We start from the raw sequence: 12,487 nt of genomic DNA on the forward strand, positions 1-12,487 counted from the left end.
CGGCGACCGCATCGGCCCGAAAGTTGACTTTCGGAAAGCACGATGCGGCATCTAAGTGTTAGAGCGTACTTTGTGCGTCCAAGTGGACGCACGTCGCTCTAATGGACGCCGCCCTTTCCGCAATTGTCGTCAGCCGCCGATCGCGGCTTTGCGGGCTTCGACGATGACGCTGTAGAAGTCCGGCTTCACCGGAACGTAGCCGGTGAAATCGCCGCCTTCGATGGCCTCGAAGCAAGGCTTGTCCTTGGCCGGCAGGCTGGTGAAGAAGTTGGCGAGCTTGGCGCTCATATCGCCGCCGAGTGCGGTGCGCACGACCAGCGGGCCGTTCGGGATCGAGCCGGAGCGCCAGACTTCGACGAAATCGTTGGGGTCCACGGCGCCCTTGGCGACTTCCTTGTGGAAGGTGCCGGAGGTGTAGCCGTTCTTGAAGTCGCCGATGCCCGAGGAATCGTCAACCGCAACATCGACCTTGCCGTCGCGAACCGCGAGAAGGTTGTTCTCGTGGCCGCCATTGAACTGGGTCGAGGCGAAGAAGGTTTCGTTCGAAGCGCCAGTGTCCTTCGGGATCTGGGTCAGCGGGATCAGGTAGCCGGAGGTCGAATCCGGGTCGGCATAGCCGAGTTTCTTGCCCTTGGCCGACTTGATGTCGGTGATGCCGGACGACTTCAGCGCAAGGCCGATCGAATAATAGCCGGTCGCGCCGTCGGTCTGCTGGGTGGTGAGGATCGGGGTCACGGCGTTCGGATCCTTGAGGTAGACGCTGGCATAGCCCGACGCGCCAAGCTCTGCGAAATCGAGCGTGCCGCCGAGCAGGCCCTGGATAACGCCGTCATAGTCGGCGGCCGGGAACAGCGAGACCTTCTCGAAGCCGAATTCGGACTTCATGTGATCGGCGAGGCACTGAAAGTTGCGCAGCCGGTCCGCTTCGTTTTCACCGCCAAGGATGCCGATGCGGAATTCCTTGATATCCTGGGCGTGAGCGGCGCTTGCCGCGATAGCGAGCAATGAAACGGCGCCAAAAACCATCTTCCTGAACATTATCTCTCTCCTGTTGGTCCCGGCCTCGCGCCGGTAGCGTACGAATTTTTTGACAGGTGCCTTTGACGCGGGCGGGCGATCAGGCCGTTCTCAATATCCCGGGAATGCGGGCTCGAGCGGTCCGGCGGATGCAGCGATTTTCTGTTTGATGGCGACACTGGTGGAGGTGATGGCCTCGGAGATTTCGCCGCCATTGCTGTCGGCGCCGTAGACCATGCGCACGGCCTCGCGGTTGAGGGCTTCGGGCGGGCCGTCGAAGACGACCTTGCCGGCGGCCATGCCGATGATGCGGTTGCAGTAGGTGCGGGCCGTATCCAGCGTATGCAGATTTGTGATGACGGTGATGCCCTCGCGCAAATTGATGTCCTGCAGCGAATCCATCACCACCTTGGCGTTGAGCGGATCGAGCGAGGCAATCGGCTCATCCGCCAGCAACACCTTCGGCTGCTGCATCATGGCGCGCGCAATCGCAACGCGCTGCTGCTGGCCGCCGGAAAGCGTGCCGGCCGGCTGCAGGGCGGTGCGGGCGATGTCGAGGCGCTCGAGGGCTGCAACCGCCTCGGCGCATTCGCCGCGGGAGAACATGCCGAACAGGTTGGACAGGGTCGAGCGGTGGTTGAGCCGGCCGAGCAGCACATTGGTCAGCACGTCGAGGCGCGGCACGAGATTGAACTGCTGGAAGATCATGGCGCAGTCGCGCTGCCATCGCCGGAGCGGCGAGCCGCGCAACCCGGAGACCTCGACGCCGTTGAACAGGATGGATCCCTGGCTGGGATCGATGAGGCGGTTAATCATGCGCAGCAGCGTCGATTTGCCGGCGCCGGAGCGGCCAATGATGCCGACCATCTGGCCTTGCGGAATCGCGATGTGAACATTGCTGACGGCGGTGTTCTTGCCGAACCGGCGGGTGACGCCGCGGATTTCGAGCGTAGCTGACATGGTGCAGGCTCCAGTCCAATCGCAATTGAAGGTCTGTTTACCCTGGCTAGCGCAGCCGCATGAACCTGCGGTGTCGGAACGATGTCAGTTTTGTTACTGCCCACAGCCTGGAGCGGGGCGGGATCAACTCGGCGCGAGAAGCTCGAATGGTGAATGGTGAATAGCGAATGGTGAATGGTGAATGGTGGCAAGAGAGGCTTCCCTAAGCCTCGAAACCTATCCGTCCCGCCATTCACTATTCACCATTCACCATTCACGATCCCTTAGCCGCCATATTTCTCCGGAAACGTCTCCGCCGACAATTCCCGAAAATCGTCGAGCGCGGCGCGCAGCCTTGCATGGTCCCAGTCCCACCAGGCGAGCGCCTGGTAGCGCTCCGCGGTGCGGCGGTCGAAGCGTTCGCGGATCGGCTTGGCCGGTACGCCGGCGACGATGGTGTAGGGCGCGACGTCCTTCGACACCACCGCACCGGCACCGACCGCCGCGCCATCGCCGACGGTGACGCCCGGCAGGATGGTCGAGCCGTGGCCGAGCCAGGTGTCGTGGCCGATGGTGACGCGTTTGGCGCGGCGCTTGGCGAAGAATTCGCTCTCGTGCTCGGCGTCGTCCCAATAATCCGAGGCGCGATAGGTGAAATGGTGCAGCGTCGGCCGCCAGGTCGGATGGTTGGTAGCGTTGATGCGCACGCTTGCGGCGATGTTGGCGAATTTGCCGATCGTTGCGCACCAGACGCCGCAGTCCTGCATCATGTAGGAATAGTCGCCGAGCGTGCTTTCGGAAACCCGGCAGCGCTCGGCGATCTCGGTCCAGCGGCCAAGCGTCGAGTTCTCGACTTCCGCCGTCTCGTGGATCAGCGGCGCCTCCGACAGTTTCCTGGTCATGCGGCGATTTTCCCGGCGGCGAAGGCGGTCACGTCGATGACGCGGTCGGCGACCGCCTCACGCACGTCGTGATCGTGGAAGATGCCGAGCAAAGCGACGCCCGCTGCCTTCTTGGCGACGATCAGGGAAATCACCACATCGCGGTTCCTGGCATCGAGCGAAGCGGTCGGCTCGTCGAGCAGCAGGATCGGGTGCTCGGTGATGAAGCCGCGCGCGATGTTGACGCGCTGCTGTTCACCGCCGGAGAACGTCGCCGGCGGCAGCGCCCAGAGCTTCTCCGGCAGGTTGAGCTGCGCCAGCAAGGCGCGTGCCTTGCCGTGCGCGACCTCGCGCTCCTCGCCGCGCTCGACCAGCGGTTCGGCCACGACGTCGAGCGCAGAGACACGCGGCACGGTGCGCAGGAACTGGCTGACATAGCCGATGGTAAGCCGGCGCACGGCAAGCACGGTGCGCGGGCTGGCCGAGGCGAGATCGATGAGCCCGCCCTCGTGCTGGACGATGATCTGGCCTTCATCGGTGGCATAATTTCCGTAGAGCATTTTCAGGATCGAGCTCTTGCCGGCGCCGGACGGGCCGCCGAGCACGGCGCATTCGCCGGCCCTGATCGCGAACGAGACACCGGCGACCACCGGCAGTTTGATGCCGTCGCGCAGATGCATGGTGAAGCTCTTCGCGACATCGGAGACAACGAGCGGGGTTGCCATCAGAGGGTTCTCCAATCGTCATTCGTCTGCGGGCCAACACCCCCCTCTGGCCTGCCGGCCATCTCCCCCTCAGGGGGGGAGATTGGCTGTCGCATTCGGTTTCGCCATTCTCCTGTGTCGCAGAACGGGCGGGACATAAAAGCTGCTGATCTCCCCCCTTGAGGGGGAGATGGCCGGAAGGCCAGAGGGGGGTACGCCGGAGCAATCATCGTCACACCTGCAGAATCGAGGAGACAAGCAACTGGGTATAAGGCGCGCGCGGATCGTCGAGGACGCGGTCGGTGAGGCCGCTTTCGACGACGCGGCCGTCCTTCATCACCATCATGCGCTGCGACAACAGCCGCGCCACGGCGAGATCGTGGGTGACGACGATGGCGGCCAGGCCGAGATCGGTGACCAGGCCGCGCAACAGATCGAGCAGGCGCGCCTGCACCGAGACGTCGAGGCCGCCGGTTGGCTCGTCCATGAACACCAGCCTCGGCCCGGTGACGAGGTTGCGGGCGATCTGCAGGCGCTGGCGCATGCCTCCGGAAAAGGCGCGCGGCTCGTCGTCGATGCGGTCTTCGTCGATCTCGACACGAGACAACCAGTCGACCGCCGTTGCGCGGATCCTGCCATAGTGACGGTCGCCGACCGCCATCAGCCGCTCGCCGACATTGGCGCCGGCCGACACCGTCATGCGCAGCCCGTCGGCCGGGTTCTGATGGACAAAACCCCAATCGGTGCGCATCAGGAAGCGGCGCTCGGCCTCGCTCATGCGGTAGAGTTCGCGAAACTGGCCGTCGCGCATCCGGTAGCTGGCGGTGCCGGAGCTGGGCAGCAGTCGAGTTGACAGGCAGTTGAGCAAAGTCGTCTTGCCGGAACCGGATTCGCCGACCACCGCCAGCACTTCGCCCGGCCAGAGGTCAAAAGTGACGTTCTCGCAACCGACGCGCGAGCCGTAGGATTTGGACAGCGCCGAAACGCGCAGCAAAGGTTCGTCGGTCATTGCTTCTCCTTACCCTCCCCCTCGTGGGGAGGGTCGGCGCGTAGCGCCGGGGTGGGGGGTAAGGCGGTGGCAGTACCCCCACCCGCGCCTTCGGCGCGACCTCCCCACAAGGGGGAGGTAGGGGCGTTGCGCCGCTTCTCGCAATGATCGGTATCGGAGCAGACGAACATGTGGCCGCCATGATCGTCGAGGATGACCTCGTCGAGATAGACGTTCTCGGCCGCGCACAGAGCGCAGGGCTGGTCGAAGGTCTGCACCTCGAACGGATGGTCCTCGAAATCGAGGCTGACCACATCGGTGAAGGGCGGCAGCGCGTAGATGCGCTTTTCGCGGCCGGCGCCGAACAATTGCAAAGCCGGCGAACGGTGCATCTTCGGATTGTCGAATTTCGGCGTCGGCGAGGGATCCATCACATAGCGGCCCTCAACCTTGACCGGGTAGGCGTAGGTGGTGGCGATGCGGCCGTGCCTGGCGATGTCCTCGTAGAGCTTCACATGCATAAGGCCGTATTCCTCCAGCGCATGCATTTTGCGCGTCTCCGTTTCCCGCGGCTCGAGGAAGCGCAGCGGCTCGGGGATCGGCACCTGGTAGACCAGCACCTGACCGGCACTCAGCGGATATTCAGGGATGCGGTGGCGGGTCTGGATGATGGTCGCCTTGGCCGTCTCGGTGGTGACCGCGACATTGGCGACCTTCTTGAAGAAGGCGCGGATCGAGACGGCATTGGTGGTGTCGTCGGCGCCCTGGTCAATGACCTTGAGCACATCGTCCGGGCCAATGATCGAAGCGGTGACCTGGACGCCGCCGGTGCCCCAACCATAGGGCATCGGCATTTCGCGCGAGGCGAACGGCACCTGATAGCCAGGAATGGCGATGCCCTTGAGGATCGCCCGACGGATCATCCGCTTGGTCTGTTCGTCAAGATAGGCGAAGTTGTAGGTGGCGATGTCGGTCATGGCGATCGCTTCCGCTCTGTGCTACCGAATTGAGTTCCAAGACACGGAAAAGGGGCTGGGCTCCGATGACCCCGACCGGATGGATGCGCCTCGGGATCCTGTTGCTGGTGTTCGTCGGGGTGGTTGCCTTTGTGCTTCGAAGAATAGTTCTTCCTGAGCCGAGGGAAGGCGCGCAAGGCGAGACCATTGGCGGCAGTAGCGGTTACGGCGGATCCGGAGGCCATTCCCCAGACGGGGGAGGTCACGGTGGTGGAGCTAACTGAAGTCATTCCGCTGCCTGCCTCTTCTCTTCGTCCTTGCCGGCATTTTCGCGGGCGTCGTGCTCGGTGCGTATGCGGCGCACGAGGTCGAGCTCGGCCTGGAAGTCGACATAATGCGGCAGCTTCAGATGCTCGACGAAGCCGGTCGCCTGGACATTGTCGGAATGCGAGATGACGAACTCCTCGTCCTGCGCGGCGGCGATGACATCCTCACCCAACTCCGAGGCGCGCAGCGCGCGGTCGCATAGTGCCATGGCCATCGCCTTGCGCTCGCTCTGGCCGAAGACGAGGCCGTAGCCGCGGGTGAATTGCGGCGGCGCCTTGGCCGAGCCCTTGAACTGGTTGACCATCTGGCATTCGGTGACGCGGATGCTGCCGAGCGGCACGGCAAAGGGCAGTTCCGGCACGTCCAGTTCCAGTTCGACCTCGCCGATGCGAACCTCGCCGACGAAGGGATGGTTGCGCGCGTAGCCGCGCTGGGTGGAATAGCCGAGCGCCAGCAGAAACCCCTCGTCGCCGCGCGACAGCGCCTGCAGGCGGATGTCACGCGCCATCGGGAATTCGAGCGGCTCACGGGTGATGTCGCCGGGGACATGATCGCCGGGCATGTCGCCGTCGGGCTCGATCAGGCCTTCGCGGGCGAGGATGGCCGAGACGCGCGGCATCGCCTCCGCCTCGCCTGCACGCTGTTCCGGCTCGGCGACATCGCCGTCGGCAGCAAGTTCGGGATCGAGCAGCCGGTGGGTGTAGTCGAAAGTCGGGCCGAGCAACTGGCCGCCGGGCAGATCCTTGTAGGTCGCCGACACCCGCCGCTCGACCAGCATCGTGCCGGTGTCGATCGCCCTGGTGTAGCCGAAACGCGGCAGCGTGGTGCGATAGGCGCGAACCAGGAAGATCGCCTCGATCATGTCGCCGCGCGCCTGGACGATCGCCAATGCCGCCAGTTCCCTGTCGTAGAGCGAACCTTCGCTCATCACCCGGTCGACGCCGAGCGCCAGCTGCTCGACGATCTGGTCTAGACGAAGTGCGGGCACCGAACGGTCGCCGCGCCGGCGGTCGGCGAGCAGTTTGTGAGCATTGCGAATGGCCGTCTCGCCACCCTTTACCGCAACATACATGCTACGCCTCCATCATCTTGATGCGCGTCGTGCGCGGCAGGCAGGCAATTGCGTCGAACGTGGCGAGGATGATATCGACGCCACGCGGAAAACGCTGGTTGTTCTGCTTCCATTGCTCGACGAAATGGCGCGGCATTTGCGCCGGCGCGATCGTCGCCGTCTTCTCGATGCCCGGGCCTTCGAGCAGCAGCGCAGCGCCGGAGATGAGATCGCCGACCTCGAGGATCAGCGTCGTGGAGCGATCGGGATAATCCTGGGTGCCTTGCGAAAACCCGTCGAGCGCCATCATCTCGGCCGGCGTGGCGATCAGCGCGAAATGCGCGTCGGCCGGGGTGTTGGCCAGCGGCGCGCCGGTATGGAAGCCAAGCCAGGATTTCACCGCCGACACCTGCAAAGCCGGGTCGAGCCAGAGCGGCGTGTCGTTGTCGCACAGCGCCAGCGCAACGGCGCCGGCGGTGGCCGACAGCGGCGCCGGTGGGTGGGCAAGGGCCGGCAAGGGCTGGACGCTGCCCGGCCGCGCCATCGCGTCCATCACGGCACGGAATACGGTCTGGGCATTGAATACCGGATCGGCGAAGCCGCCTTCAATGGATTGAGCGGCGATATCCATCAGTCTTCTCCGCGCACCATGGTGAAGAAATCGACCTTGGTCGCCGCCGTCTCGGCGCGGCGCTGTTCACGCGCCTTGGCCAGTGCCGCCTGCAATGGCGCAACGATCCTGATCTCGACCTCATTGCGGTGGGCCGGGTCCTGCCACAGCGCATCGGCGATTGCCGCCAGCCTTGCCTTCTGCTTGTCGCGGCCGAGCGCGTAGCAGTGGCCGACATGGCCGGACGCAAGCCGCACCGTGGCACGGGTGACCGTCGCCTCGCCGACATTGAAAGGGGCACCACCGCCGCCGATGCGGCCGCGTACCGTAACCAGGCCGGTTTCGGGGCCACGCAGAAGTTCCGCTTCGCAAGGCAGGCCGGCTTCGTCCCAGAGGCGGACGATGTCGTCGCCGGCCGATTGCGCCAGCGTCGCCATCACGGCCTTGCGCTCGGCCTGCTCTCGCGCTTCCCGTCCTCGCATGGCGGTGCTCCTCGTCTGCGTTCATTTTGTCTATTGATATAGACAACTATACAAATTATATCCATTATCTAGCGCGTGTCCATGACGGGCACGTGACACGGGCCAAAAGATCGGCGCGAGGAATTGGGGCGGGAGATGATCGGACAAGCCAACAGCATCGAGCGGCGCAGCGGTGTCGCGCTGTGGCGGCAGATCGCCGATCAGATCCTGCATTCGATTGCCGTCGGCGATTTTCCCGAAAATGCGGCGCTGCCGCCGGAGATCGCGTTGGCCGGACGCTATGGCGTCAACCGCCACACGGTGCGCAGCGCTATCGCAGCGCTGGTGCAGGAGGGCGTGCTCAGGGCGGAGCAAGGGCGCGGCACCTTCGTGCTGTCGCGCAAGCGGCTGTCTTATCCGATCGGCGCCCGCACCCGCTTTTCCGAGGGATTGCAAGGACAGGCGTCCGAGCGGCATATCACCTTGCTCGCGTCATCGATCGAGCCGGCCAACCGTCGTGTCGCAGAGGGCTTAGGCCTTGCGACGGGGGCCGATGTGATACGCCTGGAAACGCGCGGCGAAGCCGATGGAATGCCGGTGTCTCGTGCGGCCGGCTGGTTCGATGCCAGGCGCTTTGCCGGCATCGATGCCGCCATGGCGGAAACCGGTTCGATCACCGCATCGCTGGCACGTTTCGGCATCGACGACTATCTCAGGCAATCGACTGTGCTGTCGGCGCGCCATGCCGATGCCGCCGACCTTGCGGACCTCGAGCTGCAGCCCGGCGCCATCGTGCTGGTGACGGTCGCCGTCAACGTCACGCCCGACGGTCAGCCGATACAGTTTTCGGAGTCGCGCTTCCCGGCCGAGCGGATCGAGCTCAAATTGTCGGCGCTCTGAGATGCGGCAGCCCTGGCATCATCCGACTTGAATGACGGCCTTGATCAGGCCGGACTTCTCATGCGCCCAGCGGGCGAGGTCGTGCGGCGTCTCGCCAAGCGTGGTGCGGTGGGTGACCAGCTTTGTCAGCGGCAGCGCGCCGTTGCGGATCGAGGCGGCGACATGGTCGAAATCGGCACGCAGGGCGTTGCGGCTGCCGATCAGCATCATCTCGCGCTTGTGGAATTCGGGATCGGAAAAGGCGATGTCGTCCTTGACGACGCTAACCAGGACCAGCGCCCCGCCGTGCGCGACATGGGCGAAGGCCGACTGCACCGACCGGGTGTTGCCGGTGGCATCGAAAACCACGTCGAAGCCGTCGCCGCCGGTTGCTTCCCGCACCAGGTCGGCAGCAGCGCCCCGCGAGCCGTCGAGGGTCGCGAAGCCGAGTTCGCTTTCGGCGAAACCCAACCTCTCCGCACTCATGTCGAGCAGCGTCACGTCGAGCCCGGCGATGCGGGCGAACAGCGCCGTGCCGAGCCCGATCGGGCCGGCACCAATGACCAGTGTGCGCGCACCTGGATCAGCGAGCGAGCGCCGCACGGCATGGGCGCCGATCGCCAGGAATTCGACGGCGGCGGCATCGGCCAGCGACAGGCCGTTTGCCGGATAAAGATTTTGCGCCGGCACCAGGATCTGCTCGCACATGGCGCCGTCGCGGTGGACGCCGAGCACCTCGATCCTGACGCAGCAATTCGGCTTGCCTTGCCGGCAGGCGATGCATTTGCCGCAGGCGAGATAGGGATTGACGATCACCGCTTCGCCGACGGCGAGATCGACGTCCTCACTAACCTCGGTCACGGTGCCGGAAACCTCGTGGCCCATGATGCGGGGATAGGCGAGGAACGGGTGCTTGCCTTCGAAGATGTGATAGTCGGTGCCGCAGATGCCGACATGGCTGACGGCGACCAGCGCCCAGCCGGCGGGGGGCGCGCCAGGCGCCGGACGGTCTTCGAGGACAAGTTCGCCGGGCGAGCGGCAGACGACGGCTTTCATGCTTCAATCCAGTCGGTTCATGGCACCGCCGGCCCTGCTGTCGCGAGGCCGGCGGTTATTGGGAGGCAGTCTATTTGCCGCGGCGGCGCAGCCCGTCGAAATAGACGATGACGATGATCAGCACGCCGGTGATGATGCGCTGCCAGAAGGCGTTGACGTTGAGCAGATTGGCGCCGTTGTTGATGGTGGCAAGGATGAAGGCGCCGAGCAGCGGTCCGTGCACGGAGCCGACAGCGCCGAACAGCGAGGTGCCGCCGATCACCGAGGAGGCGATCGCCTGCAATTCCCAGCCCTCGGCCTGTGTCGGATTGCCGATGCCGATGCGCGAGGCAAGCAGCACGCCGACGAAGGCCGCACACAGGCCCGACAGCGTGTAGGCCATGTAGATGGTGCGCTGGACGTTGACGCCTGACAGGCGCGACGCCTCGGCGTTGGAGCCGACCGAGAACAGATAGCGGCCCCAGCGGCTGTGGTGCAGGAAGATGTAGGCTGGGATGCCGACCAGGATCACCATCCAGAACAGATTGGGGACGCCGGCGAAGGAACTGCGCGAGAACGTCTGGAAGGCGTCGTTGTTGATCGAGATCGAGTTGCCATTGGTCATCAACAGACCGATGCCGCGCAGCGAGGTCAGCGTTGCCAGGGTGATGATGAAGGGCGGCAGGCCCATCTTGACGATGCCGAACCCATGGAACATGCCGATGGCGACGCCGACCAGCAAGGTGATCAGGATGGCGAGGAAAACCGGTGTGCCGGCGTTGATCAGCATCGCGACGATGACGGTGGCGAAGCCGACCACGGCGCCGACGGAAAGGTCGATGCCGCCGGTGATGATGACGAAGGTCTGGCCGACCGCCAGGATGGCGATCATCGACCCTTGCCGTAACAGGTTGGAGATGTTGTTGGCGGAGGCGAAGCTCGGCGTCGCCACCGACAGGATGATCCATAAAAGAACCAGCAGCGCCAGCAGTGTCAGCCCGAACAGGGCGTTGTAGTTGCGTTTCGGCCTTTCGGCAGCGATCGCCTCGGTGCTCATATCTTCCCTCCCGGTCTTTCTTGTTTCTCGGCCAGCGCCTGGGTGAGGATCTCCTCGTGATCAGCGGTACGAAACCCATGCGTGGCCACCAGCTTGCCGCGCCGGAACACGTGCAGCGTGTCGGCGAGCTCATAGACCTCGGGCAGGTAGGACGAGATCAGGATGATGCCGGCTCCCTTGGACAACAGCGCGCCGAACAGGCGGTAGATCTCGGCCTTGGTGCCGACATCGACGCCGACAGTCGGCTCATCGAAGATGAATAGCTTGGCGCCGTGGGCGAGCCATTTGCCGATGACGATCTTCTGCTGGTTGCCGCCGGACAGGCTGGAGGCCAGCGCGCCGCGCGTCGGCGTCTTGATGCGCAGGTCGGCGATCTGGCGATCGGCTTGCGCCTTTTCCTGCGCGCGGGAGATCAGCAGATTGCTCGAGATGCGCTTGTAGATCGGCAGATTGAGGTTGAGTCCGACCGGCAGGTTGAGGCAGAGGCCCTGGTCGCGGCGGCTTTCCGGGGCCAGCGCCATGCCGAGCCTGATCGCGTCATGTTCGGAATTGACCTTGACCTCCTTGCCCTCCCACAGGATCTGGCCGGCCGATTTGCGGTGCCGGCCATAGAGCGTGGTGACGAACTCGCTGCGCCCGGCGCCGATCAGGCCATAGAGGCCGACGATCTCGCCGGCACGGACGGACATCGAGACATTTTCGAAACCCTTGCCGGACAGGTTCCTGGTTTCGACGATGGTCGCGCCGGGGGTGAAATGCTCCTTGTGGTAGACCTGCTCGATCGAGCGGTTGATCATCATCTTGACCAGCTCGGCGTCATTGGTCTCGGCAATGTTCCTGGTGCCGACCAGCGTGCCGTCGCGCAGCACCGAGACGCGGTCGGCGAGCTCGAACACTTCTTCCATGCGATGGCTGATGTAGATGATGGTGACGCCTTCGCCCTTCAGCCGGCGGATCAGCGTGAACAGCTGGTCGGCCTCCTTGCGGGTAAGATAGGCGGTCGGCTCGTCGAAGATCAGGAATTTGGTGCCGCGCACGGTGGCGCGGGCGGCGGCGATCAACTGCTGCTGGCCGATGGTCAGGTCACCCAGCATGACATGCGCCGGCAGGTCGAAGCCGAGATCGTCGATGATCTTCTGCGCCTGCCTGATCATCGCCCGCTGCTGCAGGATGCCGAAGCGGGAATCCTCTTCGCCGAGGAACATGTTGGCGGCGACGGTGAGATGGCGGCACAGGACGACTTCCTGATGCACGGCATTGATGCCGAGCGCCATCGCCTCATGCGGCGTTGCCAATGCGGCAGGCTTGCCCTCCCAGATGACGTCGCCGGAGGTGCGCGGCATGACGCCGGTAAGAAGCTTGATCAGGGTGGATTTGCCGGCGCCGTTCTCGCCAACGATGGCGTGGATCTCGCCGGCCTTGAAGGCGAGATCGACCGGCTTCAGCGCATGGGTGCCGGGATAGCGCTTTTCCAGCCCGCGGAGTTCGAGGATGGTCCTGCCCGGTTCCAGCGTTGGGGCCGGATGGAGTTCCTGCGCCGTCGACATCATGACAATCCTCCCAGATTGGCCCCCAAAGATTG

13 protein-coding genes are annotated in these 12,487 nt (G+C 64.5%); 1 reads left to right on the forward strand and 12 read right to left on the reverse strand.

The genetic code is table 11. The features are described 5' to 3' along the window. Positions 1–129: 129 nt before the first annotated feature. The 9 genes from phnD to phnG all read right to left on the reverse strand — a co-directional run bounded on the left by phnD (position 130) and on the right by phnG (position 7,955). Complete coding sequence (gene phnD, locus NKI29_RS14665; RefSeq protein WP_023675196.1) at positions 130–1,038, reverse strand: phosphonate ABC transporter substrate-binding protein; 909 nt, start codon at positions 1,036–1,038, stop codon at positions 130–132. A 90-nt stretch (positions 1,039–1,128) separates the two neighbouring features. Further along, positions 1,129–1,977, reverse strand: coding sequence for a phosphonate ABC transporter ATP-binding protein (gene phnC / locus NKI29_RS14670; RefSeq protein ID WP_023675197.1), 849 nt, complete (start codon positions 1,975–1,977; stop codon positions 1,129–1,131). A gap of 263 nt (positions 1,978–2,240) precedes the next feature. Then, on the reverse strand, positions 2,241–2,858 hold the full coding sequence (locus NKI29_RS14675) for a DapH/DapD/GlmU-related protein (RefSeq protein WP_352796579.1): 618 nt from the start codon (positions 2,856–2,858) through the stop codon (positions 2,241–2,243). Beyond that, a complete protein-coding gene (gene phnL, locus NKI29_RS14680; RefSeq protein WP_023675199.1) occupies positions 2,855–3,562 on the reverse strand; it encodes a phosphonate C-P lyase system protein PhnL in 708 nt (235 codons plus the stop codon). The genes NKI29_RS14675 and phnL overlap by 4 nt, the downstream gene beginning before the upstream one ends. A gap of 211 nt (positions 3,563–3,773) precedes the next feature. Beyond that, entirely contained in the window at positions 3,774–4,550 is a 777-nt protein-coding gene (gene phnK / locus NKI29_RS14685; protein WP_023675200.1) for a phosphonate C-P lyase system protein PhnK, read from the reverse strand. Further along, positions 4,547–5,506, reverse strand: coding sequence for an alpha-D-ribose 1-methylphosphonate 5-phosphate C-P-lyase PhnJ (locus tag NKI29_RS14690; RefSeq protein WP_502896699.1), 960 nt, complete (start codon positions 5,504–5,506; stop codon positions 4,547–4,549). Before NKI29_RS14690 ends, phnK begins: the two co-directional genes overlap by 4 nt. A gap of 265 nt (positions 5,507–5,771) precedes the next feature. Then, positions 5,772–6,884, reverse strand: a complete 1,113-nt coding sequence (locus NKI29_RS14695; RefSeq protein WP_352796582.1) for a carbon-phosphorus lyase complex subunit — start codon at positions 6,882–6,884, stop codon at positions 5,772–5,774. A 1-nt stretch (position 6,885) separates the two neighbouring features. Next, positions 6,886–7,494 (reverse strand): phosphonate C-P lyase system protein PhnH, encoded by a 609-nt coding sequence (gene phnH / locus NKI29_RS14700; RefSeq protein ID WP_023675203.1) that lies wholly within the window; start codon positions 7,492–7,494, stop codon positions 6,886–6,888. Next, entirely contained in the window at positions 7,494–7,955 is a 462-nt protein-coding gene (gene phnG / locus NKI29_RS14705) for a phosphonate C-P lyase system protein PhnG (RefSeq protein WP_023675204.1), read from the reverse strand. Before phnG ends, phnH begins: the two co-directional genes overlap by 1 nt. A gap of 135 nt (positions 7,956–8,090) precedes the next feature. On the opposite strand from phnG, the gene phnF reads away from it, so the two are divergent. Beyond that, positions 8,091–8,834 carry a phosphonate metabolism transcriptional regulator PhnF gene (gene phnF / locus NKI29_RS14710; RefSeq protein ID WP_023675205.1) on the forward strand — a complete coding sequence of 248 codons (744 nt, stop codon included), beginning with the start codon at positions 8,091–8,093 and terminating at the stop codon, positions 8,832–8,834. A gap of 18 nt (positions 8,835–8,852) precedes the next feature. On the opposite strand, the gene NKI29_RS14715 is transcribed toward phnF, so the two are convergent. The 3 genes from NKI29_RS14715 to NKI29_RS14725 form a co-directional block, all read right to left on the reverse strand. Beyond that, on the reverse strand, positions 8,853–9,869 hold the full coding sequence (locus NKI29_RS14715; protein ID WP_352568274.1) for a zinc-binding alcohol dehydrogenase family protein: 1,017 nt from the start codon (positions 9,867–9,869) through the stop codon (positions 8,853–8,855). Positions 9,870–9,939: 70 nt separating this feature from the next. Next, entirely contained in the window at positions 9,940–10,905 is a 966-nt protein-coding gene (locus NKI29_RS14720) for an ABC transporter permease (RefSeq protein WP_352448376.1), read from the reverse strand. Then, positions 10,902–12,455 (reverse strand): sugar ABC transporter ATP-binding protein, encoded by a 1,554-nt coding sequence (locus tag NKI29_RS14725; RefSeq protein WP_023675207.1) that lies wholly within the window; start codon positions 12,453–12,455, stop codon positions 10,902–10,904. Before NKI29_RS14725 ends, NKI29_RS14720 begins: the two co-directional genes overlap by 4 nt. Positions 12,456–12,487 lie beyond the last annotated feature (32 nt).

Origin of the sequence: Mesorhizobium sp. M0678 (genome assembly GCF_040320505.1) — a bacterium.
In the GTDB taxonomy this organism is placed as follows: Bacteria; Pseudomonadota; Alphaproteobacteria; order Rhizobiales; family Rhizobiaceae; genus Mesorhizobium.